Annotated in this window: 27 protein-coding genes and 1 tRNA gene; 15 read left to right on the plus strand and 13 right to left on the minus strand. The window is 71.9% G+C overall.

Annotation, left to right across the window (positions count from 1 at the left end):
- Positions 1-216: 216 nt before the first annotated feature.
- Positions 217-621, plus strand: coding sequence for a hypothetical protein (locus tag ACZ45E_RS06655; RefSeq protein ID WP_468217365.1), 405 nt, complete (start codon positions 217-219; stop codon positions 619-621).
- Between the two features lie 11 nt (positions 622-632).
- Here the strand turns inward: ACZ45E_RS06655 and ACZ45E_RS06660 are convergent, their stop codons facing one another.
- The 3 genes from ACZ45E_RS06660 to ACZ45E_RS06670 all read right to left on the minus strand — a co-directional run bounded on the left by ACZ45E_RS06660 (position 633) and on the right by ACZ45E_RS06670 (position 2,249).
- On the minus strand, positions 633-1,205 hold the full coding sequence (locus ACZ45E_RS06660; protein WP_468217366.1) for a hypothetical protein: 573 nt from the start codon (positions 1,203-1,205) through the stop codon (positions 633-635).
- A gap of 559 nt (positions 1,206-1,764) precedes the next feature.
- Positions 1,765-1,983 carry a hypothetical protein gene (locus ACZ45E_RS06665; RefSeq protein WP_468217368.1) on the minus strand — a complete coding sequence of 73 codons (219 nt, stop codon included), beginning with the start codon at positions 1,981-1,983 and terminating at the stop codon, positions 1,765-1,767.
- 74 nt (positions 1,984-2,057) lie between these two features.
- Entirely contained in the window at positions 2,058-2,249 is a 192-nt protein-coding gene (locus ACZ45E_RS06670; RefSeq protein WP_468218250.1) for a hypothetical protein, read from the minus strand.
- A 180-nt stretch (positions 2,250-2,429) separates the two neighbouring features.
- On the opposite strand from ACZ45E_RS06670, the gene ACZ45E_RS06675 reads away from it, so the two are divergent.
- The 3 genes from ACZ45E_RS06675 (at position 2,430) to ACZ45E_RS06685 (ending at position 5,795) form a co-directional block, all read left to right on the plus strand.
- Complete coding sequence (locus ACZ45E_RS06675; protein WP_468217369.1) at positions 2,430-3,776, plus strand: tetratricopeptide repeat protein; 1,347 nt, start codon at positions 2,430-2,432, stop codon at positions 3,774-3,776.
- 623 nt (positions 3,777-4,399) lie between these two features.
- Positions 4,400-4,972 (plus strand): hypothetical protein, encoded by a 573-nt coding sequence (locus tag ACZ45E_RS06680; protein ID WP_468217371.1) that lies wholly within the window; start codon positions 4,400-4,402, stop codon positions 4,970-4,972.
- A gap of 190 nt (positions 4,973-5,162) precedes the next feature.
- A complete protein-coding gene (locus ACZ45E_RS06685; RefSeq protein WP_468217373.1) occupies positions 5,163-5,795 on the plus strand; it encodes a glyoxalase in 633 nt (210 codons plus the stop codon).
- A gap of 26 nt (positions 5,796-5,821) precedes the next feature.
- Here ACZ45E_RS06685 and ACZ45E_RS06690 read toward each other — a convergent pair whose 3' ends face one another.
- Together ACZ45E_RS06690 and ACZ45E_RS06695 are read right to left on the minus strand one after the other, a co-directional pair.
- On the minus strand, positions 5,822-6,541 hold the full coding sequence (locus ACZ45E_RS06690) for a hypothetical protein (RefSeq protein ID WP_468217375.1): 720 nt from the start codon (positions 6,539-6,541) through the stop codon (positions 5,822-5,824).
- A gap of 6 nt (positions 6,542-6,547) precedes the next feature.
- Positions 6,548-7,192: a hypothetical protein gene (locus ACZ45E_RS06695; RefSeq protein WP_468217377.1), complete on the minus strand. Its 645-nt coding sequence runs from the start codon at positions 7,190-7,192 to the stop codon at positions 6,548-6,550.
- A 162-nt stretch (positions 7,193-7,354) separates the two neighbouring features.
- On the opposite strand from ACZ45E_RS06695, the gene ACZ45E_RS06700 reads away from it, so the two are divergent.
- Positions 7,355-7,855, plus strand: a complete 501-nt coding sequence (locus ACZ45E_RS06700; RefSeq protein ID WP_468217380.1) for a GNAT family N-acetyltransferase — start codon at positions 7,355-7,357, stop codon at positions 7,853-7,855.
- A 69-nt stretch (positions 7,856-7,924) separates the two neighbouring features.
- Here the strand turns inward: ACZ45E_RS06700 and ACZ45E_RS06705 are convergent, their stop codons facing one another.
- The gene (locus tag ACZ45E_RS06705; protein ID WP_468217383.1) at positions 7,925-10,003 is read right to left on the minus strand and encodes an MDR family MFS transporter; all 2,079 of its coding nucleotides are present in this window, start codon (positions 10,001-10,003) and stop codon (positions 7,925-7,927) included.
- 161 nt (positions 10,004-10,164) lie between these two features.
- On the opposite strand from ACZ45E_RS06705, the gene ACZ45E_RS06710 reads away from it, so the two are divergent.
- The gene (locus ACZ45E_RS06710) at positions 10,165-10,989 is read left to right on the plus strand and encodes a peptidoglycan-binding domain-containing protein (RefSeq protein ID WP_468217386.1); all 825 of its coding nucleotides are present in this window, start codon (positions 10,165-10,167) and stop codon (positions 10,987-10,989) included.
- A 175-nt stretch (positions 10,990-11,164) separates the two neighbouring features.
- On the opposite strand, the gene ACZ45E_RS06715 is transcribed toward ACZ45E_RS06710, so the two are convergent.
- On the minus strand, positions 11,165-11,833 hold the full coding sequence (locus ACZ45E_RS06715; protein ID WP_468217388.1) for an HAD-IA family hydrolase: 669 nt from the start codon (positions 11,831-11,833) through the stop codon (positions 11,165-11,167).
- A 404-nt stretch (positions 11,834-12,237) separates the two neighbouring features.
- On the opposite strand from ACZ45E_RS06715, the gene ACZ45E_RS06720 reads away from it, so the two are divergent.
- The 3 genes from ACZ45E_RS06720 to ACZ45E_RS06730 all read left to right on the plus strand — a co-directional run bounded on the left by ACZ45E_RS06720 (position 12,238) and on the right by ACZ45E_RS06730 (position 15,383).
- Positions 12,238-12,921, plus strand: a complete 684-nt coding sequence (locus ACZ45E_RS06720; RefSeq protein ID WP_468217391.1) for an HNH endonuclease family protein — start codon at positions 12,238-12,240, stop codon at positions 12,919-12,921.
- Between the two features lie 151 nt (positions 12,922-13,072).
- Complete coding sequence (locus tag ACZ45E_RS06725) at positions 13,073-14,725, plus strand: alkaline phosphatase D family protein (RefSeq protein ID WP_468217394.1); 1,653 nt, start codon at positions 13,073-13,075, stop codon at positions 14,723-14,725.
- Between the two features lie 208 nt (positions 14,726-14,933).
- The gene (locus tag ACZ45E_RS06730; protein WP_468217396.1) at positions 14,934-15,383 is read left to right on the plus strand and encodes a DoxX family protein; all 450 of its coding nucleotides are present in this window, start codon (positions 14,934-14,936) and stop codon (positions 15,381-15,383) included.
- A gap of 102 nt (positions 15,384-15,485) precedes the next feature.
- Here the strand turns inward: ACZ45E_RS06730 and ACZ45E_RS06735 are convergent, their stop codons facing one another.
- Positions 15,486-16,019, minus strand: a complete 534-nt coding sequence (locus ACZ45E_RS06735; protein WP_468217398.1) for a superoxide dismutase family protein — start codon at positions 16,017-16,019, stop codon at positions 15,486-15,488.
- A 220-nt stretch (positions 16,020-16,239) separates the two neighbouring features.
- Here ACZ45E_RS06735 and ACZ45E_RS06740 point away from each other — a divergent pair, with 220 nt between their 5' ends.
- Positions 16,240-16,869 (plus strand): DedA family protein, encoded by a 630-nt coding sequence (locus ACZ45E_RS06740; RefSeq protein ID WP_468217400.1) that lies wholly within the window; start codon positions 16,240-16,242, stop codon positions 16,867-16,869.
- On the opposite strand, the gene ACZ45E_RS06745 is transcribed toward ACZ45E_RS06740, so the two are convergent.
- Complete coding sequence (locus ACZ45E_RS06745; protein ID WP_468217402.1) at positions 16,857-17,090, minus strand: DUF2277 domain-containing protein; 234 nt, start codon at positions 17,088-17,090, stop codon at positions 16,857-16,859. The two genes, ACZ45E_RS06740 and ACZ45E_RS06745, sit on opposite strands and share 13 nt — an antisense overlap.
- Before the next feature lie 116 nt (positions 17,091-17,206).
- Here ACZ45E_RS06745 and ACZ45E_RS06750 point away from each other — a divergent pair, with 116 nt between their 5' ends.
- The gene (locus ACZ45E_RS06750; protein WP_468217403.1) at positions 17,207-17,578 is read left to right on the plus strand and encodes a hypothetical protein; all 372 of its coding nucleotides are present in this window, start codon (positions 17,207-17,209) and stop codon (positions 17,576-17,578) included.
- Positions 17,579-17,700: 122 nt separating this feature from the next.
- Here ACZ45E_RS06750 and ACZ45E_RS06755 read toward each other — a convergent pair.
- Positions 17,701-17,772: transfer RNA gene (locus ACZ45E_RS06755), tRNA-Val, on the minus strand.
- 218 nt (positions 17,773-17,990) lie between these two features.
- On the opposite strand from ACZ45E_RS06755, the gene ACZ45E_RS06760 reads away from it, so the two are divergent.
- From ACZ45E_RS06760 to ACZ45E_RS06775, 4 genes are all read left to right on the plus strand, one after another.
- Positions 17,991-18,788, plus strand: a complete 798-nt coding sequence (locus ACZ45E_RS06760; protein ID WP_468217405.1) for a DUF4097 family beta strand repeat-containing protein — start codon at positions 17,991-17,993, stop codon at positions 18,786-18,788.
- 54 nt (positions 18,789-18,842) lie between these two features.
- Positions 18,843-20,285 carry a hypothetical protein gene (locus ACZ45E_RS06765; protein WP_468217407.1) on the plus strand — a complete coding sequence of 481 codons (1,443 nt, stop codon included), beginning with the start codon at positions 18,843-18,845 and terminating at the stop codon, positions 20,283-20,285.
- Positions 20,286-20,407: 122 nt separating this feature from the next.
- On the plus strand, positions 20,408-20,545 hold the full coding sequence (locus ACZ45E_RS06770) for a hypothetical protein (RefSeq protein ID WP_468217409.1): 138 nt from the start codon (positions 20,408-20,410) through the stop codon (positions 20,543-20,545).
- Between the two features lie 9 nt (positions 20,546-20,554).
- Positions 20,555-20,776 carry an FmdB family zinc ribbon protein gene (locus tag ACZ45E_RS06775; protein WP_468217412.1) on the plus strand — a complete coding sequence of 74 codons (222 nt, stop codon included), beginning with the start codon at positions 20,555-20,557 and terminating at the stop codon, positions 20,774-20,776.
- Positions 20,777-20,806: 30 nt separating this feature from the next.
- On the opposite strand, the gene ACZ45E_RS06780 is transcribed toward ACZ45E_RS06775, so the two are convergent.
- The 3 genes from ACZ45E_RS06780 to ACZ45E_RS06790 form a co-directional block, all read right to left on the minus strand.
- Positions 20,807-21,622, minus strand: a complete 816-nt coding sequence (locus ACZ45E_RS06780) for an HAD family hydrolase (RefSeq protein ID WP_468217413.1) — start codon at positions 21,620-21,622, stop codon at positions 20,807-20,809.
- Positions 21,619-24,048 (minus strand): phosphoribosyltransferase, encoded by a 2,430-nt coding sequence (locus tag ACZ45E_RS06785; RefSeq protein WP_468217415.1) that lies wholly within the window; start codon positions 24,046-24,048, stop codon positions 21,619-21,621. The genes ACZ45E_RS06780 and ACZ45E_RS06785 overlap by 4 nt, the downstream gene beginning before the upstream one ends.
- Before the next feature lie 209 nt (positions 24,049-24,257).
- Complete coding sequence (locus tag ACZ45E_RS06790) at positions 24,258-25,421, minus strand: HpcH/HpaI aldolase/citrate lyase family protein (RefSeq protein WP_468217416.1); 1,164 nt, start codon at positions 25,419-25,421, stop codon at positions 24,258-24,260.
- Positions 25,422-25,455: the final 34 nt, after the last annotated feature.

The raw sequence follows: 25,455 nt of genomic DNA on the forward strand, positions 1-25,455 counted from the left end.
CCGGGATACCGAGGCCTGTTGAAGGGGGTAGCACGCGGACGGGGCGGCGGAACCTTGCACGGTGCGCACCGTGGTTCGGTCCCTCATCCGTTGCTGAACACGCCCAGCGGGCCCCGCAACGGGTCTTGCAACCCGCTCGCGCCGCCCTTCCCCCGTGAGGGGGTGGTGCGGTCCGAAACGGGCGTCTGTGGTGCTGGTGAAAGCTAGGCTCCGGTCATGCCCGAGCCCTTCACGAACGGCGACGTACACCACCGCGCGTGCGGCATCTGTCCGTCGCGGTTTCATGCGGTCGGCAAGTTCGACGTGTTCGAGCGCCCGACCCCGGAATGCCCGTTCAACAAGGCAGACGGGCACCGCTACTTGAGCGACGGGACACCGGTCTGTGTCCACCCCGAAAAGGTCGGGCTGCCCGCGGGGCGCTACAAGAGCGAGGGCGCACCGCTTGCTGTCGAGCTGGACCTACCGCCCGACCCTTCCGAGGTAGTGCCGTACTTGCACGACGTGCTGTGGGGTGTCGCGCCCGTTCTGCTCGATGAACTGATCTATCAGGCACAGCGGCAGGTACGGGAGCGATTCCCCGAGCTGGACCCGCTTACCGTGATGCGGCGGGCCCTCGGCTGACTGCTACGCGGCTACGCGGCTACGGGCTCGAACGTGATGCTGTGCGCGAGACCCATCCGGCGGAAGCCTGCCGCTTCATATTTCCCGCGCAGGATGCCGAGCCGGCGGGACACCTCCGCGTGCGTGATCCAGTACCGGGCGGGCGGCTCGCCCCACGCCGCGCGGTACGCCTGGTGCGTGTAGTCGTCACGCGTCCAGTCGGTGTGCTCCTGGTCGGTCTGGTGGATGATCTGCGCGCCGACCCGCGCCGTGATCCGGGCGAGGATCTGCGGCTGAGCGATCATCGCGTGGGTCATCTCGTCCACGGGCACGGCGACGGAGATTTCCGCCGCGCGTTCGTCGCCGGTCACCTCGAACACGGCGGCTTTGAGGGAGAGCGCGCGCAGTCCCTCTACGAACAGCGGTGCCGCGTCGGTTGCCTGGTCGTACTCGCTGATGACCGGACCACCGGTAAAGCACGTCCAGTCCTCGCTGTAGCGCAGGCTCGCTGCCTTGAACGCGGCGAACTCCGGATCGACCTCGATGGCCGTCAGGATCTCCCGTGCGCGCTCTGCGGTGCGCTCGGCATGGGGAAGGGTGTTCACGACTGTTCTCCTTTGGTCGTGTTTTGCAGTTGGGGCGAGCGACCCGCCCCCGGTCGGGCTACCGGCCGTGAGGGGTACCGGTTCCCAGGGATGCCCCCTCCGGGGGCGGGAGTTTGAGCGGCCTATGGGGCGGCTGCAACGTAGGGGCGCACCCTGCCTCCGCGTTCTGCCAGCGGAGTCTGGCTACTGCCCAGCAAAGGTGCCGACGCTGCCAATGGGTGTGCTGAGAGCGCGTACCAACACAGGTCGTCTTTGGCAACAAGCTCGAACGTCCACCCCGCATTGAGCTGCCGCAACGCGTCGCCCTGGTGCTCGGCATCGTCGGCCCAGCGACGGAGTACAGCGGGCGCGTCCCGCTCGGTGTGTGTCACCGGTTGAAGCGCTTGGGGCGGCACCCACTCGGCGAACGGGGACGGGTCCAGAGCATCGGCGAACCGGTGCGCTTGCCGCCGCAGGAAGCGGAGAGCCCGGCGAGGGTTCCGCACGTCGAGACCCCCGAGAAACACAGTCGTCTCAGCGTCGCCCCCGTACACCTCGGCGCGGTACAGGAAAACGTCCGTCATGCGGCACGCTCCCCGTTGTGACGGATCGCGGCTTTCAGGTTCTCGGCTGCCGCTTCCATGGCGTCCGTGAGCGCTTCCAGCTCGGCCAGTTCAGCGGCAGCACGCTCGGTGAGCACGGTGTCCAGCACGGCGAGGAACAGCGCGCGGAACGCGGGGTCCGACTCGATGCGGTCCAGTTCGGCCGCCCGGTGCCGCTGCGGGGTGAGCGCGTCCATGATCCGAGGGAAGCGGGTCCGTAACCGAATCTCCGCGGCCCCCGCAGCGAGGACGAGCCGCACGCGTAACCGGGTCACAGCACTTCCCCCCGGCTCTGTGCGTTCGCGCGGGCGTTCCTCGCGCTCAACCGCTCTATGGGGTCCGCGAGGCGTACGTGCTCGGGCTCGGCTTCCCACTCGTTCCCGCCCCCGAGGGGCCGCAGGGACCAGTACGCGCCGGCGACCCCTCGGAACTCCCCGATGCGGCTACGGCTGGTGTCCACCATCAGCGCACCCACGGAGGGCGGTACCGGCTCTGCATTCACTCGCCCATGTCCTTCCGCTGCGAAGTCTCGTGTTCGCTTTAGGTAACCGCGTGATCACGCCCAGCGGTACTGTTGGAAAGCGCACAAGGATTAAGAGCGTTAAGCCGCTTAACGCAGTCGTGCATGGGGAGTTGAACGACCGTGGGCACCGACGAGCCGAACACAGGACTAGAGCGACTCTTCCGCGAGACCGGGTGGACGCTGCGGCAGTGTGCGCAGGTGATCAATCGGGTTGGAACTGAGCGCGGCACCCCAACGCAGTACCGTGCGCCTTCCGTTCACCAGTGGCTGAGCGGGAGTGTGCCGCGCGATGATGCCCGGCCGCTGATCTTGGAAGCGCTCGCCCGCAGGCTCGGGCGACCCGTCACATACGCGGAAGTTGGCTTCTCGGCCCCCAAGAACGGGACGGAGGCGACACCATCCAGCACGGTCGACGGGATCATTGATCTTGGAAGGCTGGACATGGACCCTTCCCGCCGCAGCGTGCTTAGCGTCGCTCTGTTCTCGGTTGCCCTCGCCGTTCCGGATTGGCCGGACGTGGTGGGGCGCATGGAAGCCGCACAAGCAGGCACCCGGACCCGCGTCGGCATGACCGACGTGCACACGGTCTCAGCCATGACGGAACAGCTCTCCTCGATGGATGACCAGTTTGGGGGCCGGACCGCTCGCCCTCTTGCGGCCACATTCTTGGTAAACACCGTCGCCCCCTTCCTGCGGACGGACGGGCCCGAGGACGTGCGTAAAGCCATGATGTCCGCTGCGTCCGATCTCTGTTACCTCACGGGATACATGGCGGTCGATGAGGGATTGCACGGGCTCGCACAGCGGTACTACTTGAAAGCCCTAGAACTTGCGGGAGCGTCAGAAGATCACTTGACGTTCTGCACCACACTTCGGGGCATGAGCGTGCAAGCGGTCGACCTAGGCCAGGGACCGATGGCTATGCGGCTCGCGGATGCTGCGGCGGCTTCCTCCCCACAAGCCGGTCCACGGATGCGTGCCTTCCTTGCTGGCCAGCAAGCACATGCAGCCGCGCAGATCGGAGATCGGCGGTCCGCACGCATGTACTTGCAGGAAGCCGAAGTTGCCATGGACAAGGCAGAGTCCCGAGGGAAGGTGTTCGGTTCGTACGACCCCGCATCGCTCAACTACCACACCAGTCAGGTGCGGTTCGAAATGGGCGACGCACACGGGGCGGTTGCCGCCATGCAGGAATCGGACCGGCTTCGGTACAGCATCTATCGGCGCACACGTGTCAAGGAACGGGCGATCCTCGCCGAACGGCAACTAGCCGTTGGGCATCTCGAAGCCGCCTGTATGACTTGGGGCCTTGCACTGGACGATTACCCGCTAGTCAACTCGGGCCGGATCGATAAGCGGATGACGGATATGTTCAACCTGATTCGTCCGCACGTCCGCAACCATGACGCCCAAGCTCTCTACGAGCGTGCACGCGAGACCGTCCGGCCCGAGCTGATCCCCGCATAGCCAAATCCCCGCCACACCCCCCGGTCGGGAAGCATGGCGACCACTCAGGGTCTTTACCTCCCTGAAGTGGACAGGTAATCAGTTCCGTGTCCATATGGATCACCCGCGTTGCCCCGCTTTTGCGCTTGCTTCCCGTTCTCCTCGTGGCAGCCCTATTAGCGCCTACGTGGCTCTTTGCCGTAGCCCTGCCCGCCGAACGGCGCCAGTTCGCCTTGGACGCGCTCGAGAAACGGCACCGAAGGGCGCGTAGCTCTTGCGCCAGGTTGCACGGAACGTGCCCTGCACCGGGAACGGGTGCGGGGCACGTGCCGTCGGCGGCGCCGGAGTGGGCGTCGCTACGTCCTCGATCGGCGCAGGACCGACGCCAAGGACCTGAAGAGGTTGATGAACTCGGCCACCTCGTCCCTCCAGCCGGACATGACGCCGCGCTCGCGACAGAGGTACTGAGCAGGCCGCGTCCACTTCGTGGCTGGAAGCGAGCTGCGCGAGTTTTGGTCAGGTTTGCGTATTGGGTGCCTTATGCGGGCCGTGTTGCCAAGATGTCTGGTGTTCCCGCCGGATGATCGGGCCAGAGCCCGTACGGCGGAAACCTCACGCAGCGTCGTCCACTGAGGGGAAGTCCCATGGCGAACGAGCTCAAGTACGGCGACCAGATCCACCTGCAGAACGGCTACAACGGCTGGCAGGGCGGCTACCTCGACACCATCGGCCACAGTTCCGCCACCGGCGGCAAGTACAACGTGGCGACCGCCGACACCCCCACCCGCGGCAAAGGAACCGGCACCTGGGAGATCCTCTCCGTCTCCGGCAAGGCCTCCGGGCAGCCCGTCGTGAGCGGTGACCTGGTCCACCTGCGCAACCTCTACGGCGGCGACGGCGGCTACCTGGACACCAACGGTCACGCCAGTGACGTGCAGAAGGGCTCGGGGGCCAAGTACGACGTGTCCACCTCCCAGACCAAGGACCGCGCCGCGGGCACCGGCCGCTGGCGGATCTTCGCGCAGACCTCCACGCCCGGCGACCAGAACGTCCGGATCGCTGACGTGGTGCACCTGTGGAACACGTACGACGACAACGGCGGCTTCCTGGAGACCAACAACCTCAGCCCGGTCCAGGGAGGCAAGCTCGACCTCTGCACCAACGCCTACTTCAACCGCAGCGCCAACGTCGCGGACTGGAAGATCCACAAGGCCTGAGCCCGATCCCGTGGTCCCCGGACTCCCACAACCTCGGCTGCGGGAGTCCGGCCATCTCGCCAGGGCCCCCGGACGACCTGACGGGGTGCACTGCGAACAGTCGGCCCCCTCGGGGAACCGCTGGGCCCTGCCGGATACCGGTCAGGAACGGAGAAGCCACGGGGGACGGGCCGGGCCTAGCGTGAGAGGCATGAACTCCCTCGCATCCGTCACCCTCGAGGTGGACGACCCCACCGCCGCCGACCGCTTCTACTCCGCCGCCTTCGGGCTCGGCGCCCCGCACGTGCTCCTGCGGGCCTCCGAGACGCCGACGACCGGCTTCCGCGGGTTCACGCTGTCCCTCACCGTCTCCCAGCCCGCCGACGTCGACCTGCTCGTCGGCGCGGCGCTGGAGGCCGGCGCCACCTCGCTGAAGGCGGTCTCGAAGTCGCTCTGGGGCTACGGCGGCGTCGTCCAGGCCCCGGACGGGACGATCTGGAAGGTCGCCACGTCGACGAAGAAGAACAGCGGCCCCGCGACCCGGGACGTCGACGCGATCGTGCTCCTGCTCGGCGTCGGGGACATGAAGGCGGGCAAGGAGTTCTACGTCGGTCAGGGCCTGACCGTGGGCAAGAGCTTCGGCAGCAAGTACGTCGAGTTCACCGCCGGGGCCGGGCCCCTCAGGCTGGCGCTCTACAAGCGCGCCGCCCTGGCCAAGGACGCCGGTGTTCCCGCCGACGGTGCGGGTGCGCACCGGATCGTGCTCGGCGGAACCGCCGGGTCGTTCACCGACCCGGACGGCTTCGCCTGGGAAGCGGCGTCCCTTGCCAGGACGGCCGAGTAAGCGTTGCGGCGCGGAGGCGCCACGGCTCAGAGGCTCAGCAGGCGCTCCGCGGTCTCCCGGTAGTCGCGCAGGGCGAGCCGTAGCTGCTCCGTGTCCTCCTTGGAGTCCTGCCAGGACGTGCGCAGGGTGCGGCGGTGGCCGGCGAGGCTCTCCGCGAGGCGTGCCGCCAGGTCCTCCAGGACGTGGTCGGCCTCTTCCACGGAGGCCCGGGGCTCGTCCACGAACCCGGCGACCGCGTGCCGCAGCCGCTCCTCCAGGTCCGCGCGTGCCTCGTGCGCGAACAGCCCCGAGCGGGCGCCGTGGGCCGGCCCCTCCAGGTCGTGGCGGGGGTCGAGGTGCGGGTCCCGGTGGTGGCCGGTGCCGTCCGTGCCGTCGGTGCCGGGCCCGGCGAGCGGATCGCCGCCGACCGGGGCACTGCCGACCGGGGCGCTGCTGAGCGGGTCACCGCCGACCGGGGCACTGCTGAGCGGGTCACCGCCGACCGGGGCACCCGCGCCGGGGATCCGGTTCCCGGGCTCGTGGCGGGGCTCGCCGTGCGTCCCGACCCGGGGCTCCTGCGTGCCGGGCGCCGTCGGGTCGAGCAGCGGGTCGTGACCCGGTACCGAACCCTCGTGCCGACCCGGTACCGAACCCGGCGCCGAGCCGTCCTGCCGGCCCGCTGTCGGGCCGTCCTGCCGTCCGGGGACCGAACCGTCCTTCCGGCCCGGTATCGAACTGTCCTGCCGATTGCGGTCGATGTCCGCCATCTTCGCTCAACTCCCCTTCGCCAGGCGCCCCTTGAGGGTGCTCGTCCGCTCGTCCCGCGTCGTGCCGCCGTCCGTCGTACGGCCTGTCGTCCCGTCCGTCCCGTCCCGGTGCGCGACGTGGCCGCCCGTACCGATCAGGTCGTCGAACAGGGCCCGCGCCTCGACCATCGCGGCGCGCAGCTCCTCCGTACCGCCCTTGCCCTCGGCACGGTGGACGCGCCGGTAGCCGTGCACATGCGGGCCGTGGTGGACGGAGAGGGCCTCGAACTGCTCCTCGTAGTGGCTGCCGTCGGGGAAGCCGCGCTCCTTCGCGAGGTCGGAGATGAGCAGGTCGGCCTCGGTGACCGCCTCTCCGGGCGACTCGACGAAGCGCTCCTGGGCGGCGGCCCAGCGGGCCTGGTACCGCTCGCGCGCGGCGGGCTCCAGTTCGTGCGTGCGCAGCGAGCCGTGCCGCCGCACCCGCTCCGTCAGCTCCCGTTCGGCGGCTTTGGTGTCGCCGTCGTGCCGGGCGACGACCCGCTCGTACTCGGGTCCGAAGCGGCGCTTGAGGCCGCGTCCCCCGCGGGGCTTGGTCCGCGCGGCGAACACGCCCGCCGCGACGACGACCACGACCCCCACCACGATCAAAGCGATGATCACGCCTGTGGACATGGGTGTCTTCCCGACCTTCCCGGTATCGTCGAACTTGGGTCAACCGTGCTTACCGTGAACCGGGTTGCCCGCCGCGCCCGGCTCAAACAGACCTGCGACCCGTGGCAGCCTTGCGACGTAAACCGGTTGCGGCGCCGCGCCCCACCGCCCCCACAATGCGCTGTGCGCACCTCCTGGACCGTCTCCCCCGAACCGTACGACTCGCCCGTCGCCGCCGCCCTGTGGCGCGCGTACTACACGGAGGTGAGCGACCGCTGGTACCTGCGGCACGAGGGGCGTACCACCGAACCGGCGGAGCTGGAGCGCGGGATCGCGTCCGAGACCGGTGAGCAACTGGCGCTCCCGTACGGGCAGTTGCTCGTCGGGTGGTACGACGGCGAGCCCGCCGGGAGCGCCGGGGTGCGGTTGGCGGGTCCGGGCACGGCCGAGCTGACCCGCGTCTTCGTGCGTGCGGAGCATCGCGGCAAGGGCGGGGCGCCGCTGCTCGTGGCGGCGGCCGAGGACGCGGCGCGCGCTCTGGGTGCCGGCCGCGTCCGCCTCGACACCCGCGACGACCTGGTCGAGGCCCGCGCCCTGTACGCACGGCTCGGCTACGAGGAGACCGGTCCGCACAACGACGACGTCTACGCCGAGCACTGGTTCAGCAAGCGGCTGACCGGCTGACCCCGGGGCGGGCACGTCACGTCAAGCCGCGAGCCGCTTGCCTGACGTGAGGTACCTGCCGGGCAGGCGTCAAGCCGCGAGCCGCTGCCGGCCGCCGCGCGCGTCATGCGGCCGTTCCGCGTCGGAGCCGCACATCTCCGCGTTCAGTTCGCGGACCAACTGGTGCAGGTCCGTGGGGCGTTCGGGGGTCCACCAGTCGCCGAGGAGTTCGGCGAGCGAGTCCTCGCGGGCCTTGCCGAGGCGGGCCGCGGCCGCGCGTCCCTCGTCGGTGAGGACGAGGTCGACGCCCTGACGCACCGCGAGGCGCCGCTCCTCCACCTGCCGGGCCGCCTCGATGATCACCGGCAGGGGTACGGCGCTGTGCTCGGCGAGGGCGGCCGGTTCGGCCCAGCCGTAGCGGTTGACGCGCAGGAGCAGCCAACTGGCCGCGGGCAGCAGGTCGTAGCCGGCCCGCGCGGTGATCTTCTCGTAGATCTCGCGCCGCCCCTCGCGCGACCCGAGGGCGGACAGGGCCCGCGCCGCCTCGTCGTAGGAGGAGCGTTCCACGGGGTTGGAGGCGAGCGTCTGGGTCGGGTCGGGCGCCGTGACGGAGGCGCGCAGTTTGTCCTCGCGCAGGAACCAGGAGAGGACGAAGGCGACCAGGGCGACCGGGACCGCGTAGAGGAAGACGTCCGTGATGGAGGTGGCGTAGGCGTGCAGGACCGGCTGGCGCAGCGTGGGCGGGAGTTCGCCGATGCCGCGCGGGTCGGCCTTGAGCGAGTCCGGGCTGACGCCGGGCGGCACCTGCTGTCCGCTCAGCGCCGACGTCAGCTTCGTGGCGAGCCGGTTGGCGAAGACCGTGCCGAAGATCGCGACGCCGAAGGAGGCCCCGATGGAGCGGAAGAACGTGGCGCCCGAGGTGGCGACGCCCAGTTCCTCGTACGGGACCGCGTTCTGCACGATGAGCACGAGCACCTGCATGACGAGGCCGAGACCGAGACCGAAGACGAAGAAGCACACGCTCATCGCGATGGTCGAGCTGGTCTCGTCGAGGTTGTGCAGGAGGAGCAGGCCGATCGTGGTGACGGCGGTGCCCGCGACGGGGAAGACCTTCCAGCGGCCGGTGCGGCTGACGATCTGGCCGGAGACGGTGGAGGAGAGCAGCAGGCCGATCACCATGGGCAGCATGTGCACGCCCGACATCGTCGGCGAGACCCCCTGCACGACCTGGAGGAACGTCGGCAGGTAGGTCATCGCGCCGAACATCGCGAAGCCGACGACGAAGCTGATGACGGCGGCGAGGGTGAAGGTGCGGACCCGGAACAGCCGCATCGGCAGCACCGGCTCCGCCGCCCGGAACTCCACGAACACGAAGAGCACCGCGAGCGCGACACCCAGCACGGCGAGACCGATGATCTGCGGCGAGCTCCAGCCCCACGTCGTGCCGCCGAGCGAGGCGACGAGGACGAGGCAGGTGGCGACGGACGCGATGAGGAAGGTGCCGAGATAGTCGATGCGGTGCTTCTTCGAGCGGACCGGGATGTGCAGGGCGGCGGCGATGACGACGAGCGCGACGACCCCGACCGGCAGATTGACGTAGAAGACCCAGCGCCAGCTGAGGTGCTCGGTGAACAGGCCGCCGAGCAAGGGTCCGAGCACGCTCGTCGCGCCGAAGACAGCGCCGAACAGGCCCTGGTACTTGCCTCGTTCGCGCGGCGACACGAGGTCGCCGACGATCGCCATGGACAGCACCATGAGGCCACCGCCACCGAGCCCCTGGAGGGCGCGGAAGCCGATCAGCTGGGGCATGTTCTGCGCCATTCCGCACAGCGCCGAGCCGATCAGGAAGATCACGATGGCGAGCTGGAAGAGCCGCTTGCGCCCGTACTGGTCGCCGAGCTTGCCCCACAGCGGTGTCGCGGCCGTCGCGGCGAGCATGTACGCGGTGACGACCCAGGAGAGGTGTTCCAGGCCGCCCAGGTCGCTGACGATGGTCGGCAGCGCCGTGGAGACGATGGTCTGGTCGAGCGCGGCGAGCAGCATGCCGAGGAGCAGCGCCCCGATGGAGACGAGGACGCCGCCGGTCTTGGCCCCCTCGCCCGGCGGCGTGCCCCGCCGCGTGCGGGAGCTGCCAACCTGGCCCGCCGCGCCGATGTCCTGGCTGCTCATGGCCACCTCCGAGGGCACCCCGGACCGGTCGCGCCGGGGGCTTGGTACTTCCCATCCTGGTAGCTGCGGCCCGGTTTGGCCTGTTGAGTTCGGTACCGGCGCTGCGGGCGGACCCCTGGGTCTGCATAATTCGCTGCAGTTCTCGGGGAGGGGGACCACAGATGAGTGGTGAGGTGCGTACGTGTCCGGGGTGCGGGGCGGTGGCCGGGCCGGAGGGCGGCCCCACCTGCGGCTGCGAGGCGGAGGGCTTCGGTCCGCTCCGTGTCCGCCCCTACGTGACGCTCTCGGAGCCCTCGCAGCCCCCGCCGCCGCGCGTCCCCGACCCCTACGCGCACCCTCCGCTGCCGCCGGAACAGGCCCCGCCCCCGGGCGAAGGCCCCCACCACGACGACGACCACCCCGAGAACGCGCCGCGCCGGGCGCCGGTGCTGCTCCTGGCCGCGATCGCCGGTGTCCTGAGTGTGGCGGCGCTGGTCACGGTCCTGATCTCGTCGGGCGACGGCGACACGGGCACCGCCGCCGCGCAGGAGGCCGCGGCCCCGCTGTCCACGACGTCGGCGCCGCCCATACCGGCCCCGAGCCGGTCGGCCCCGGCGCGCCGCACGACACCACCCCCGTCCGCGACCCGCTCGGCCGCGCCCCCCGCGGCCCCCACCACGACACCCGGCCGCACCCCGACCACGACGCACTCGGCGCCGACCCCGACGCCGGCCACGCCCTCCACACCCCCGCCGTCCTCGACGCCCCGGCAGAGCCACACGCCGCGGGAGACGGTCCTCAGCCGCGGCGACCACGGCCCGGCGGTGGTCGAACTCCAGTACCACCTACGGAAGTTGAACCTGTACCCGGGTGACCCGGACGGCAGCTTCGACAGCCGGACAGAGTACGCCGTCCGCGCCTACCAGATGGCCCGCGGCGTCCACGAGGACCCTCCGGGCACGTACGGCGCGGCCACACGCCGGGCACTGGAGGCGGAGACGCGGTAGGGGGCGCGGGGGCCGTACGGATGAGGCCGGCGCGGTCGGGGTGCGGGGAGCGGGGCGGGCGCCGAGAGACTGGGGCGCCCGTGGATCACCCGATGCGGTCGCCAGAGATGATCACCCGGCGTGATCACCCGACGTATCACCCGAGGTGGTCTACCGACGCGATCTACCGACGTGATCACCCGATGTGCAGCAGGATCTCCCCGTCACCACGGATCTCGACCCGCACAGCCGTCAGGTCGTCCACATGGACGGTGGGCCCGTGCGCCCCCGCACGCGGCCCGACCCCGACCACCCGCATCCCCGCGGCGCGCCCGGCCTCGATGCCCGCCCCAGAGTCCTCGAACACGACGCAGTCCGCCGGGTCGACGCCCAGCTCGGCGGCGCCCTTCAGGAACCCCTCGGGGTCGGGCTTGCTGGCGCCCACGCTCTCCGCCGTCACGCGCACCGCCGGGTAGGGCAGCCCGGCGGCGGCCATCCGCCCGGTGGACAGGGGCACGTTCGCCGACGTGACCAGCGCGTGCGCGACCCCGCCGGAGGCGAGCGCGTCCAGGAACCCGGCCGCGCCGGGAACGGGCACGACCCCGTCCATGTCGGCGGTCTCCGCTTCGAGCATGCGGGCGTTGTCGGCGTAGTTCTCCGCCATGGGGCGCTCGGGCAGCAGCACGGCCATCGAGGCGTACCCCTGCCGCCCGTGCACGACGCCCATGACCTCGTCGCCGTCCAGCCCGTGGGCCGCGGCCCAGCGGCGCCAGATCCGTTCGACGACGGCGTCGGAGTTGACGAGCGTGCCGTCCATGTCGAGCAGGAGGGCGCGCGCGGAGAGAACGGTGGGCGTGGCCGTCATCGGCAGGCTCCAGAGAACGAAGGGAAACAAGGCGGCCCCGCCCACCGGTCAGGGTACGCGGGCGGGGACCACTTTGTTCCTCCACGGTACAAAACGAACACCGGTGATCGCCACCCACCCCCCTCACCCCGACCACGCCGCCCCGGACACGCAAGCCCTCGGGCACTTCCACAGCGGGACCCGGGGCGACATCCCGCCACCGGAACCGCGGCCCGGCCGGGACGCAAGGAGCCCACCCAACCTCCGCATGGCCCAGGGGAGTTCCCACCCAACCCCTTGCCCCGCACACCAATTTGACGCGACCCTGTCACCAGCCGCACACCCACCGGAAACCCCCACCCCCCACCATGGCCGCACGCACACCCGCCGCCCGGCCAACGACCCCCCACCCCCAGGGAGTTCAGATGTCCCGCCGCACCCTCCGCACGCCGAAGCTCTACGCGCGTAAACCCGGTTCCAGGGCCGCCGCCACCCTCACCGCGACCCTCGCGACCACCACCCTGGCCTTCACCCTCCTCGCCGCCCCGCCCGCCCAGGCGGCCCCGCCCACCCCGGTCACCGCCGCCACGGCCCGTACGTACCTCGCCGGGCTGACCGTCAAGGCAGAGGGCTCGTCCGACGGCTACAGCCGCGACAAGTTCCCGCACTGGATCACCCAGTCCGGCGCCTGCAACACCCGCGAGGTCGTCCTCAAACGCGACGGCAAGAACGTGACGACCGACTCCAACTGTGCGGCCACCGCGGGCAGTTGGTACTCCGAGTACGACGGCGCCACCTGGTCCGCCTCGGGCGACGTCGACATCGACCACGTGGTGCCGCTGTCCGAGGCGTGGAAGTCCGGCGCGAGCGGATGGACGACGGCGACCCGCCAGTCGTTCGCCAACGACCTCACGCGCCCCCAGCTCATAGCCGTCACCGACAACGTCAACCAGTCCAAGGGCGACCAGGACCCGGCCGAGTGGATGCCGTCCCGCACCGCCTACGCATGCACGTATCTGCGGATGTATGTGCAGGTGAAGCACTATTACGCCCTCTCGGTGGACTCGGCGGAGAAGGCGGCGATCCAGTCCGGGCTGAGCGGCTGCTGACGCACCGGCCCCGCCACCCGCCCCGCACCCTCCCGGCACTCCGCTCCGTACCGTACGGTCCGACGACGGGGCATACGGTCCCGAGGCACGGGCACGAGGCCCGGGTCCGGGCCGATCACGGCCCGGACGCCGGAGGAGCGGAGGAGACAACGTGGCGAGGCTGCGCCTGGGACCACTGCTGAGGTACGTGGACGAGGAGGCGGCGACGGTCTGGGTCGAGGCGAGCCGGCCCTGCGTCGCCGAAGTGCGCTGTGCGGACGGCACGTCGGGCAGCGCACCGACCTTCCAGATCGACGGACACCACTACGCGCTCGTCCCGGTCACCGGCCTCACCCCGGGCACCGGGACGGCGTACGAGGTGGTCCTGGACGGCGTCACGGTCTGGCCCGAGCCGGACTCCCGCTTTCCGGCCAGCACCATCCGCACCCCGGCGTACACGAGCGGTGAACCCGTCCGCGTCACCTTCGGCTCCTGCCGCTGGGCGGCGCCGCCCGCCGACGAGCACGACCCGGTGGGCCCGGACGCCCTCGACACGCTCGCCGCCCGCCTCGCCGCCGACCCGGAGGCCGACAGGCCCGACGTCCTCGTCCTCCTCGGCGACCAGGTGTACGCGGACGAGACGTCCCCGGCGACGCGGGAGTGGCTGGCCCGCCGCCGCGACCTGACGGAGCCGCCCGGCACCCAGGTCGCGGACTACCAGGAGTACACGCACCTCTACTACGAGTCCTGGCTCGACCCGGAGATCCGCTGGCTGCTCTCCACGGTCCCCAGTTGCATGCTCTTCGACGACCACGACGTGATAGATGACTGGAACACCAGCGCCGCCTGGCTGCGGGAGATGCGCGAGACGCCCTGGTGGCGCGAGCGGATCCTGAGCGGCCTCATGTCGTACTGGGTGTACCAGCACCTGGGGAACCTGCACCCGAAGGAGCTCGCCGCCGACCCCGTGTACGAGGCGGTGCGGGCGACCCCCGACGGCACGGACGTCCTGCGCGAGTTCGCCGCCCGGGCCGACGCCGATCCGACCTGCGCCCGCTGGAGCTACCGCCGCGACTTCGGCCGCGTACGGCTGCTGATGATCGACACCCGGGCGGCCCGCGTCCTCGACGAACAGAACAGGGCGATGCTCGACCCGGACGAGGAGCGGTGGGTGCGCGCCCAGGCGCTCGACGGGCAGGACTCCGCGCCCGGCGCCTACGACCATCTCCTCGTCGGTTCGTCGCTGCCGTGGCTGCTCCCCCATCTCATCCACGACGCGGAGGGCTGGAACGCGGCGATGGCCAAGGGCGTACGCGGGGCCCGCTGGGCGCGGTTCGGCGAGAAGCTGCGCAGGCAGGCCGACCTGGAGCACTGGGCGGCGTTCCCGACGTCGTTCGACACGCTCACGGATCTGGTCGCCGAGGCAGGGTCGGGTCCGGCGGCGCCCGCGACCATCTCCGTCCTCGGCGGCGACGTGCACCACGCCTACATCGCCGAACCGTCCTGGCCGGCCGGCGCCCCGGCCCCCGCCCCCGCCGCCCGCGTCCTGCAACTCACCTGCTCCCCCGTCCACAACACCATCCCCCGCTACATGCGCTTCGGCTTCCGTTTCGGCTGGAGCCGAACGGGGCGGGCCATCGGCCGCGGCCTGGCCCGGCACGCACGCGCCGCGGCCCCGCGCGTCAACTGGCGCAGGACGGGCGGCCCCTGGTTCGGGAACCACCTGATGACGCTGACCATGCGCGGCCGCTCGGCGGACCTCTCCCTCGACCGGGCCGACACCCGACGCGGCCTCGTCCGCGCGGACCACCGGACGATCACCTGAACCCGGGACCGAAGCCAGAGGCGGCGCCGACAGCGCCGTGAAGGGCAGGGAAACGGAAGATGACCATGGCTGGATGTTGAACTTGCAAGCATTGGTTAGGTGCTCCTAACCTGTGGATCTCCCAAGCCGATGGCAACGGCGGCAGCGTCGGCGCCCACTCCATCGGTGAATCGGTTACGTCCCCAACCGACCGAAGGAGTCCCCCACCATGACTGGACGTCTCAACAGCGCCCAGCCCTACGCCATCGGCCTGTTCCGCATAGTCGTCGGCCTGCTCTTCGCCTGCCACGGCGCCGCCTCGCTCTTCGGCGTCCTCGGCGGCACCATGACCGGCGGCACCGTCGAGGCCGGAACCTGGCCCAGCTGGTACGCGGCCGTGATCCAGCTCGTCGGCGGCGGCCTGGTGCTGCTCGGCCTCGGCACCCGCGCCGCGGCCCTCGTCGCGTCCGGGTCGATGGCCTACGCGTACTTCAAGGTCCACCAGCCCGAAGCGCTGTGGCCGATGCAGAACGGCGGCGAGGCCTCCGCGATGTTCTGCTGGGTCATGCTGCTGCTCGTCTTCACCGGCTCGGGCGCGTTCGGCCTTGACCGGTTGTTCGCCGGGCGCGGCGAGCAGGCGGACCCGGCGCGGCCGGAGCGCGCGACGGTCACGGCCTGAGCCCGCCTCTGCCCACCTCGTACGCCCGCGCACACCACGGCGCCCGCCCTCCGCGCGGAGGGCGGGCGCCGTCTCGCCCCGCATCCTGGGGGCCCGCGGAACCTAGGGAAGCGACTCGAACGGCACCGTGAAGCACGCGGCGCGCGCCCCCGCCCCGCCGGGCGCGTCATGGATCACGACCGATTTCGCCTCACCCGCCCGCAGACTCCACGCCTTGCGGACCTTGGCCGTGCCCACGCCGTGGGCGTCGGTGGTGAAATCGAGCCACACCTCGTTGTCGGCGTTGACCAGCTTCGGGTTCACCACGTGCTGGTAGTGCCCGCCCGCCGCCGCCGGGTCCGCGCCGCACGGCTTCTGGTGCACGTGCGCCCCGTAGGCGTGGCCGGCGACGAGGCCCCGGACGCTCAGCCCCACGGTCATGCCGTCCGTGTCACCGCGCTGGGTCACCGAGATCGACGCCGCCGCGGGCACCAGCTTCATGTCGTACGTCATCGCCGGCGACGGCACGAACGCCGTGGGGGGCGAGAACGTCGCGTCTGCGTTCATCCAGTAATTGCCCACGGCGCCGCCGCCCCCGCCGCCGCCCGCCGCCAGCACGGCCGCCGCGAGAGCGCCGGTCACCATTCCTGCCACCATCGCCAGTTCCTCCGGTTCTCCTTGGTACTGGGACGTTCGTACGCGACACGGCGGCCCGACGCAGCCCAGGGCGGCGCACTCGGGTGAACGTGAGATGGGGAACATCTGTGCATCTTGCGTCCTTCGAGCCAGACTCCAGGCGTACGCTGTACAGCTGTCATACAACCGCTCCTGCCTGGAGGAACGGTCGGGGGAACGTCCGTACGGGAGTGGGCCAGCAGTGTGGGAGAGCGTGGGGTCACTGACCGGAAGCCCATGGATCTACGCGATCGTGGCGCTCTCCGTGCTCTTCGACGTCTTCGTGCCGGTGCTGCCGAGCGGTGTCCTCGTGATCACCGCGGCCACCGCCGCCGCGGCCGGCTCGGGCGCGGCCACGGGCGCCGTCCCGCACGGCGTGCCGGACCTTCTCGCCCTCACACTCAGCGCCGCGACGGCCTCGGTCCTCGGTGACCTGGTCGCGTACCGGCTCGCGTGGCGGGGCGGCGAGCGCCTGGACCGCGCCATCGCCCGCTCCCGGCGCCTGACGACCGCGCAGGAACGTCTCGGCGGGGCGCTCGCCCGGTCCAGCGGCGGCCTGCTCGTGATCATCGCCAGGTTCGCGCCGGCGGGCCGCTCGGTCGTCTCCTTCGCGGCCGGGTCCGCGCACCGCAAGGTCCGCGAGTTCCTGCCCTGGTCCGCCCTGGCGGGCGTGGCCTGGGCGGTCTACAGCGTGGCGCTCGGCTACTTCGGCGCGCAGTGGCTCGGCGCGAGCTGGCTCTCCACCGTGGTCTCGCTGCTCGCGCTGGTCGGCGCGGGCCTGGTGGCGGCGTACGTGATGCGCCGTCCGGCCCCGGAGCCTCAGGAAGCCTGAGCCGCCCTGGCGGCGCCCCGCACCTCCAGCCCGGACAGCAGGGCGGCGGTGGCCCGGGCGATCTCGTCGACGGCCTGGTCGAACACCTCCTGGTTGTGCGCGGCGGGCGCCCGGAACCCGGACACCTTCCGCACGTACTGCAGGGCTGCGGCCCTGATCTCCTCCTCGGTGGCTTCCTCCGGGAGGACGGGCGGGCGAAGGGTCTTGATGCTGCGGCACATACCTCCAGTCTGCCGCCGACCCCCGGCCTCCCGCCGCCCATCGGCCCGATCACACGTTCGCGTGAACTGCCTCGACCGGCTCGCACCTGTAATTCGAACAGACGTACCATTGCCGGGTGGCAGCGACCGATGATTCCGACTTCGACTTCCCGAGCGACCTCCGCGCCGGACAGGAGGAGCTGCACCAGATCCGGGCCGAGCTCCTGGCCCTGCTCAAGCGGCTCCCCTGGTCGGTCGCGCCCCTCGACGCGATCAACGACACCCAGGGCTGGCGCAAGCTGGAGCGCCCGGCCTCACCGGGCTGGAGCGAGGACGAGCAGGCCGAGGTCGAGAAGCTCCGCAGACGCGAGCTGGAACTGGCCGTCTTCGTGACCTGCCACCGCTACTGGTCGAACCTGACGGGCCCCGACACGGTGCGGGCACGAGCGCGGCTCAAGCACGCGTGCGGAGAGGGCGCGGCCGGGCCGGAGAGCGAGGAGCGGGCGTGACCGCCGGGGGGCGAACGGATCAGCCGGGGTCGAACGGATCACACGCCTGCGGCGGGCCCCGGCCACGGCAGAGGCCCCTCGGCATCATCGCCGAGGGGCCTCTGACCTGCTACTCCATACCGTGGGCGCGGACGGTTTCGAACCGCCGACATCCTGCTTGTAAGGCAGGCGCTCTACCCCTGAGCTACGCACCCGAGATCCCGCGCTTTCGCGACCAGGACGAGCCGACAGCCTACCTTGCCGTTGCCCGTGCACCGCAAACCCCTGACGGACCCCTCCGGCGCGGGGGTTAACCCCACCCGCGATCCGGTGGCCGTCCTCATGCCGCGTACCGCCCGCGCCACCGTACGTTCATGGGGTGCCGGCCGCCGGTCCGGCGCCGTGACACCGTTCGCAGCAGGGGGAGTTCACCATGACCGTCCGCCAGTCCCGCACCGCCCGCGGTACCCGTGCCGTCCGTGGACTGGCCGCCGTGGCGGCCGTCTCCGCCGTCGCCGCCATGGCCACCGCGTGCGGCGCCGACTCCTCCGACGACGCCCACCCCGACCACCGTTCCTTCGCCCTGCACGGCACGACGCTCACCGTCGACTCGGACGACTCGGCCCTCGAACTGGTCCCGGGCGACGGCGACCGGGTGCGGGTCACCCGCTGGTTCCGGGGCTCCACCGTGATCGGCTCGGATCCCAGGGTGACCTGGAAGTGGCAGGCCGGTCAGGACCGGTTGACCCTGCGGCTGCACTGCAGCGGCTTCGTCGCCGACTGCGCGGCCCGGCACCGCGTCGAGGTGCCGCGCGGCGTCGCCGTCGTGGTCCGCAGCGACGACGGCAGCGTCCGCGCGAGCGGATTCGAGAAGGGTGTCGACATAGCGACCCAGGACGGTTCGGTACACGTGAAGAACGTCTCCGGACCGCTGCGCCTGCGCGGCGACGACGGCTCGTTGCACGCCTCCGGCGTCGACGCGCGGCAGGTCTCGGTCCGCACCAAGGACGGCGGCGCGCACATCACGCTGCGCACGGTCCCCGACCGCGTCGACGCGACCAGCGACGACGGCTCCCTGACCTTCACGCTCCCCGCCTCCGCCCGGTACCGGGTGACCACGCGCACCGACGACGGCGGGGTCGACGTGTCGGTCCCCCGCGACGCCCACAGCACGCACCGGATCTCGGCCCGCTCCCAGGACGGAAAGGTCACCCTGCGAACCGCGGACTGACCGGCCCGTGTATTCGCCTCCGACCGGTGGGAGAATGGACACCGGTCAGGGCTGATGAGGGCACGGGCAGCACGGGAGTGGTTGGTGACGACGGCGACGAACGACCGCCCCGAAGCGGCTGAGCCGCACGCGGCACACGGACCCGGCCGGGCGGTCCCCCGCCCGGCGCCCCCCGGTCGTCCCGTGCGCGATCTCCTCACCCTCGCTCTCCTGCCGGTGCCCGTGCTCGTGGTGGCGATGAGCGCCGCCTTCGCCGGGGGCGGCACCCGGAAGTGGTTCGGCGGCCGCGCCGAGTCCCAGCGCGCGGAGGCGCAGGCGGCGAAGGACGCGGCGGCCGCCGCGTTCTACGAGCTGGACACCGCCCAGCGGGACCTGCGCATCTCGATAGAGACCATCACCGCGGTCGACGACTCCCCCGCGGCGCGCCGCGCCGTCAGCGACTTCCAGCAGCTCGGCGTCCGCATCGACGAGGTGAGCGGCCAGTACATCACTGCGGTCGACGCCCATGACCTCGACCGGGACGACCTGGAGGCGAGCGTCGCGTCGCGCGCCCAGGCCGAACTCACGCAGGCCAAGGACCAGTTGACCCGGACCAAGCAGGACCTGGACCGGTTCGCGCGGGGTCTCGGCCCGCTGCTCGGCAAGGCCGAGACGCAGCTGGCCCGGCTCGCCCCGTCCGTGGAGCGCGCCCGTCAGGCCCTGCTCGCCGCGACGACCGCGCTGGACGCCGTCCGCCGGTCGGGGCTGGCGGCCGACGACCTCGCCGGCCGGCTCGCCGCCCTCGGCCCCGAGCTGACCAAGCTGAACCAGGGCGCGGGGCAGCACGGCGTACCGGAGACCCTGGAGCGCGCCGAGCGGGTCGCGCGGGACGCCGAGTCCGTGCGGGCGGAGGCCGAGCGGCTGCCCGAGCGGGCCGCCGAGATCGACCGGCGCCTGGTCTCGTTGCGTACCCGGGCGCAGGCCCTGACGACCCGCGCGGGCCAGGTCGAGCCGGTCCTCAGCGAGCTGCGGCGCCGGTTCACCGCCGCGTGCTGGCAGGACCTCCAGGGCGTACCGGAGCTGGCCGCGGCGAACGTGCGGCAGGCCGAGACCAAGCTCGCCGAGGCCCGTGCGGCGCGGGACGCCCAGCGCTGGCCCGACGCCACGTCGCTCCTGTCCACGGTCCGCGCCCTGCTGAACACGACGGACGAGTCGATCTCCGCCGCCGCCGACCGGCTGCAACGGCTGAACGCGGTGGCCAAGGACCCGCAGCAGGAGATCGACCGCACCCGGTTCGCGATCCGGGACGCCCAGCGGCTGGCGATGGCGGGCCGCAGCACGCCCGACCCGCGCCACGCCCGGCCCCTCGACGACTCGGTGGCGCGCCTCGACCGCGCCGTCGCCGGCCTGGAGGGCCGCCACCCGGACTACTGGCACTTCCTCACCGAGACGGAGGCCGTGCGGCAGACGGTGGGCCGGGTCGTGACCCAGATCCGCGAGGAACGCGGCGGCGTCTGACCGCCCGGCCCCGCGGTGGCGTCCCGGCCGCCCCTGGCAACCGGGACGGGCCTGACGGAGGGGGTGCTCGGCGAGGCGGCGCGGGTGCTCGCCGCGCGGGACGAGCGGGACGAGTGGGACGAGTGGGTGCACGCGGGCCCGCACCCTCACCCGCCCCCTCCCACGCCGAAGTCGCCGCGCGGGTACGCGAGATGGACGTCGGCGGGGCGTACGCGGCGATGCTGGAACTCCCGGACGTGCCGCGGCGCGACGACCCGTAACCTTGACCCATGCCTCGCTACGAGTACCGCTGCCGCACCTGCGGCGACACGTTCGAACTGAGCCGCCCCATGTCCGAGTCCGCCTCCCCCGCGACCTGCCCCACGGGCCACCCGGACACGGTGAAACTCCTGTCGACGGTGGCGGTGACGGGCGCCGCGACAGGCGCCGCGTCCCCCGCGCCGTCAGCGGGCGGCGGTGGCGGCTGCTGCGGGGGCGGCTGCTGCGGCTAGAACGCCGCCGCCGGGCGGGGCGGGGCGGGGTCACAGTGCGCCGAGGAACCCCCGCAGTACGGCCTCCCCCGCCGCGACCCCGCGCTCCGCGAGCACCGTCACCCCGGGCGCGGTCCAGCCCGCGTCCGCCAGTTCGCCGTGGCCGGGGCGCCAGCCGCGGTCCACGACGTGCAGCAGGTCCGCGTCGAGCAGGGAGTCCCCGGCACCCAGGGTCCGCACGGCCCCGGTCCGCCGGGCCACCTCCTCGACCGCCGCCCCCTTGGTCAGCGGCTTCGGCACGGCGTACACCTTCCGGCCCTGCAGCGACACGCTCCAGCCGACCCCGTTGGCCCACTCCCCGAGCTCCTTGACCCACCCCGGCGGCAGCAGCGCGCGGTCCACGACGAGGTACGCGAAGAGGTCCTCGGCGACCCGCTCCTTCAGCAGCCACGCCGGATCCGCGGCCGCGACCATCCGCTCCCGCACCTCCCCGAGCGGCGCGCACTGCGCCTGGAGGCGCGCCGCCACCGCGGTGCTCCACTGCGGGTCCGACACCCCGTCGACCAGCAGATGCCCTCCGTTGGCGCAGATCGCGTACCGCGGTACGGGACCGGGCAGCCGCACCCGGCCGTACTGCTCCCGCGTCCGTGTCGTCGTCGGTACGAACACCGCGCGCCTCGCCAGCTCCGTCAGCAGCGCGGCCGCGTCCTCGGTGACGTACGACAGGGGTCTGCCCTGGTACACCTCGACGCAGAGAAGCCGCGGCGCCCGCGCGTCGGGCATGGTGAGCCCGAGCGCCCCGGCCGAGTAGATGAGCGTACGGTCGAGGTCGCTCGCGACCACGGTCGGCCCGGTAGCTGAGCTCACTTCGCCGCCACCGCCGTGCCGTCCGCGCCGGTCGCCCCGCGGGTGAACCGCGGGTGGATCAACCCGACGCAGATGTACGGGAGTTCGGCCACCTCTTCGACCGGCACACCGCGCTGCTCGGCGAGCAGGCGCACATGGTCCAGGTCGGCCCCGGCGCCGGCCCGCGCCAGGATCTTCCACGGAACGCGGCGCAGCAGCACCCGCGTCGTCTCGCCGACACCCGGCTTGACCAGGTTCACATCATGGATGCCGTACTCCTCGCTGATCCGCTCGACGGCGGCCCAGCCCTCCCAAGTCGGCGCCCGGTCGGCTCCGAGCAGCTCCTTGACGTCCGCGTCGACCGCGTCCCCGGCCGCCTCGAAACGCCCCTCCACCACATCGAGGAAGTGTCGCGACACATCCGAACCGGCCAGCTCTGCGTAGAACTTCGCTCCGTGGAAATCGTCGGGGCCGACCAGGTCGGAACGCAGGACGGTGCGCGATATGAGCCCGGACACCGTGGAGTTGAGGCAGGCCGAGGGGATGAGGAAGTCCTCGCGCGTCCCGTACGTCCGCACGCACGACCCGGGGTCGGCGAGCACCGCGATCTCCGGGTCGAACCCCTCGAACCCGGCGACGGCCGCGGCCAGTTCGCGCGTGATGGCGCCCTTGCCGGTCCATCCGTCGACGAAGACGACGTCCGCCGGGTCGTGGTGCGCGGCGAGCCACCGCAGCGCGTTCGCGTCGATGCCCCGGCCGCGCACGATGGAGACCGCGTAGTGCGGCAGCTCCAGGCCGTGCCGCCACCGGGCCCACCGCCGCATCAGCACACCGACCGGTGTCCCGGCGCGCGCGAGGGAGACCAGGACCGGCCGCGGCGAGCGCTCCGCCAGCACCGTCTCCGTCACCACGCCGACGGCCCGCGCGATCCGGTCGGCCGAGGTGGCGAGCGCCGCGTGGAACAACTCCTGGTACTGCGCGCTCGGTTGGTACTCGACCGGCAGTGATTCGGCGTAGTGCGCGCCACCGCTCTGGATGGCCTCCTCGCGCTCCTCGGTCGGCGCCTCCAGCGTCACGTCCGAGAGGTCCTGCAACAGCCAGCCGACCTCGTCGGGCGCGTACGAGGAGAAGGCGGGGCCGCGCAGCGGCTCGGGCAACGACATGGAAAGCCTTTCCTGAGGAACGTACGGCTCCTGCGGGACGCGGGTCCGCTGCGGGACGTACGAGGGGACCACGACCACGACCACGCGCGCCGCATGCTCGGCGACCCGCTCCAACAGGCCGCCCGGTGCGGTGAGTTCGGCGCTGTCGCCGACGGAGTCGAGGACGACGACGACGGTGTCGAAGCCGCCGCCCGCCACGTTGTACGCGTAGCGCTCGCCGGGCCCGTCGGCCGGTGCGTCGTGCGCGGGGAAGACGAGGCGGGTGCGGATCGCGTACCCCGGGTCGTCGACGGCGAGGACGGGTGAGCGGGTCGTGGTGGAGTACGCGACGTCGGCGCCGGTCGCCTCCAGTGCGGTGGCGAGGCGCAGCGGCGCGTACATCAACTCCTCGTTGCCCAGGACGAGTACGCGGCCGTGGACGTACGGCGCGAGCCGTTCGGCCAGACCGGGCAGCGCCGCTTCGAGCCGCGTGCGGTGGGCCGGGGTGAAGCCGTGCCGTCCGCCGTCCGGCACCTCGGCCGGCCAGCCGAGGTCACCGGCCCGGACGATCTCACCGCGCTCGCGCCGGGCCGCGGGCACGGCGGCCGCCTCGTGCGCGGCGACGAGCGCCTGCCCCTTCTCCAGGACCCCGTCCGGCAGCCGCACCGAGCCGCGCGCCCTGACCACGAGGTCGACCCGGGCGCCCATCTCCTGGGCGAAGGCGTCGAGGCGGCCCTGGTCGCCGGGTGAGCGCATGTCGACGAGCGCGACGATGACGTAGTGGTCGCGGGCGTACAGCTCATGCAGCGCGCGGATGGTGTTCAGGACCGTGTTGCCCGTGGAGAACTCGTCGTCGACCAGGACCAACGGACCGCCCCCCGCGAGCAGTTCGGGGTCCACGGGCAACAGCAGGTGGGAGGTGGCGTGCGAATGGGACTCCTCGAAGCCGCCCGCGCTGGCCACACCCTCGACCGGGCGGCGCGTGGAGTGCAGGTAGGGCGCGAGCGCGAGGCCGTCGGCGACCGAGTGGCCGAGGCCGGTCGCCGTCTCGGCGTACCCCAGGACGACGGCTCGCGCCGCCGCTTCGTCGCCGAGCAACTCCCGCACACGTATGCCCAGTTCGCGGCCCGCGTGCCAGATGACCGACGGGCGCTGCGGCACGTGTTTGCCCAGCACGTTCGAGACGAGCAGATGCGCGCGCTTGGGGTTGCGCCGCAGGGCGAGCCCGAGGAGCCCGGTCAGCTCCCGGTCACCGGCCAGCTCGACCCCGAGCCGTTCGGCCACCCATGTACCCGACCACACCACGTCGCTGTTCTCATCTCTCGTCGCTTTGTTCTCAGAAGTTCCGGGCCCAAGGGATCCGGGTCCGGGGGTCCCGGGTTCAGGGGCCCCGGGTTCAGGGGCCCCGGGTTCAGGGGCCCCGGGTTCAGCGGTCCCAGGTTCAGCGGTCCCAGGTTCAGGGGTCCCGGGTCCAGGGGTTCCGGTCTCACCGGCGTCGGCCGTCCCCCGGCCCGTCACGCGGGCAGCCCGGCGGCCAGCAGTTCCACGAAGCCGACGTCCTCGTGCGCCACCCCGAACGCCTCCGCCCGCCGCAGGGTCCGCTCGGCCCAGGCGCGGTGCGGCTTCACCTCGTTCATCTTGTTCGTGTACGCGGACCGGAGGACTCCGCCGCCGCCCCGCTCGGGCCGCAGGATGTCCCGGGCGTCGCTGTACTCCTCGTGGCTCACGACGGACAACGCGTGCACGGGCAGTACGTGCGAGGGGTGGATGCAGGTCTTGCCGAGCAGACCGTTGGCCCGGTCCAGCTCGATCTCGCGCAGCAGACCGTCCATGTCGTGCTGGATGAGCGCCTCGCGCAGCGGCTCGGCGCCCTCCTCCAGGAAGGGGCTGCTCCGCAGCTGCGGCTTGAACATCCGCTCCTGGTGGCGGAAGTACTCCCAGACGGGTCCGGTCACCGTGAAGCCGGTGCCGTCGGCCCGGCCCAGCAGATTGACCACATCACCGATGACGGAAGCGACGATCTGCACGTCGTACGCGGTCATGTCCGGCGGCCGGCGCAGCCCGTACGCCGAGCAGAAGTCGGTGACGCCGAGCCGCAGCGCGAGGACCCGGTCGCGGTACTTGTCGACGGTGCGGGCTATCCCGGTGAGGGTCTCGGTACGCGTCTCCAGGTGGAGCAGTTCGGGCGACTCCAGGACGGGCATGGCGAAAAGCCGTCGCCCGGTGGCGGCCTCGGCGGCGGTGACCGCTTCCAGGAACGGAACGCCCCGCTCCTCCGTGAACTTCGGCAGTACGAATCCGGCCAACAGCTCCGCGGCCGGCCCGAGGCGGTGTACGAGATCGGTGATCTGCTCCGCGGCGCGTACGCGGACGAAGAGCAGCGGCACCTCGACCCCGCGGGCGGCCAGGTCGGCGAACTGGCGCACGAGGTTCTCCTCGGCGTCGCTCACCTCGGAGTCGTCGATCGAGTCCTCCAGGCACAGCACCATGGAGACCACGCCGCGGCCGGCCTGCTTGAGCACGTCGTCCGCGAGATGCGGCCGGGTGGCGGGGCTGTAAAGAGTCGCCCCCAGCGCCGCGGCGAGCATCCGGGGCGCGGAGTCCGCATCGAACGGCTGTGGCTCCTGATGGAAAAGGCGCTTCCGCACCTCAGGGGCGATGTGCCCGAAATGACGCATAAGTCTCCCCGTACTGCCTGGCCGCCCGGCTTGA

It is taken from the genome of Streptomyces sp. NPDC030991 (genome assembly GCF_055571235.1).

Coding starts and splice junctions, on each gene's coding strand:
- ACZ45E_RS06655 (WP_468217365.1), top strand. CDS start 217: ATGCCCGAGCCCTTCACGAACGGCGACGTACACCACCGCGCGTGCGGC.
- ACZ45E_RS06665 (WP_468217368.1), bottom strand. CDS start 1,983: ATGGACGCGCTCACCCCGCAGCGGCACCGGGCGGCCGAACTGGACCGC.
- ACZ45E_RS06670 (WP_468218250.1), bottom strand. CDS start 2,249: ATGGTGGACACCAGCCGTAGCCGCATCGGGGAGTTCCGAGGGGTCGCC.
- ACZ45E_RS06680 (WP_468217371.1), top strand. CDS start 4,400: ATGGCGAACGAGCTCAAGTACGGCGACCAGATCCACCTGCAGAACGGC.
- ACZ45E_RS06685 (WP_468217373.1), top strand. CDS start 5,163: ATGAACTCCCTCGCATCCGTCACCCTCGAGGTGGACGACCCCACCGCC.
- ACZ45E_RS06690 (WP_468217375.1), bottom strand. CDS start 6,541: ATGGCGGACATCGACCGCAATCGGCAGGACAGTTCGATACCGGGCCGG.
- ACZ45E_RS06695 (WP_468217377.1), bottom strand. CDS start 7,192: ATGTCCACAGGCGTGATCATCGCTTTGATCGTGGTGGGGGTCGTGGTC.
- ACZ45E_RS06705 (WP_468217383.1), bottom strand. CDS start 10,003: ATGAGCAGCCAGGACATCGGCGCGGCGGGCCAGGTTGGCAGCTCCCGC.
- ACZ45E_RS06710 (WP_468217386.1), top strand. CDS start 10,165: ATGAGTGGTGAGGTGCGTACGTGTCCGGGGTGCGGGGCGGTGGCCGGG.
- ACZ45E_RS06715 (WP_468217388.1), bottom strand. CDS start 11,833: ATGACGGCCACGCCCACCGTTCTCTCCGCGCGCGCCCTCCTGCTCGAC.
- ACZ45E_RS06720 (WP_468217391.1), top strand. CDS start 12,238: ATGTCCCGCCGCACCCTCCGCACGCCGAAGCTCTACGCGCGTAAACCC.
- ACZ45E_RS06730 (WP_468217396.1), top strand. CDS start 14,934: ATGACTGGACGTCTCAACAGCGCCCAGCCCTACGCCATCGGCCTGTTC.
- ACZ45E_RS06735 (WP_468217398.1), bottom strand. CDS start 16,019: ATGGTGGCAGGAATGGTGACCGGCGCTCTCGCGGCGGCCGTGCTGGCG.
- ACZ45E_RS06745 (WP_468217402.1), bottom strand. CDS start 17,090: ATGTGCCGCAGCATCAAGACCCTTCGCCCGCCCGTCCTCCCGGAGGAA.
- ACZ45E_RS06760 (WP_468217405.1), top strand. CDS start 17,991: ATGACCGTCCGCCAGTCCCGCACCGCCCGCGGTACCCGTGCCGTCCGT.
- ACZ45E_RS06765 (WP_468217407.1), top strand. CDS start 18,843: ATGAGGGCACGGGCAGCACGGGAGTGGTTGGTGACGACGGCGACGAAC.
- ACZ45E_RS06775 (WP_468217412.1), top strand. CDS start 20,555: ATGCCTCGCTACGAGTACCGCTGCCGCACCTGCGGCGACACGTTCGAA.
- ACZ45E_RS06790 (WP_468217416.1), bottom strand. CDS start 25,421: ATGCGTCATTTCGGGCACATCGCCCCTGAGGTGCGGAAGCGCCTTTTC.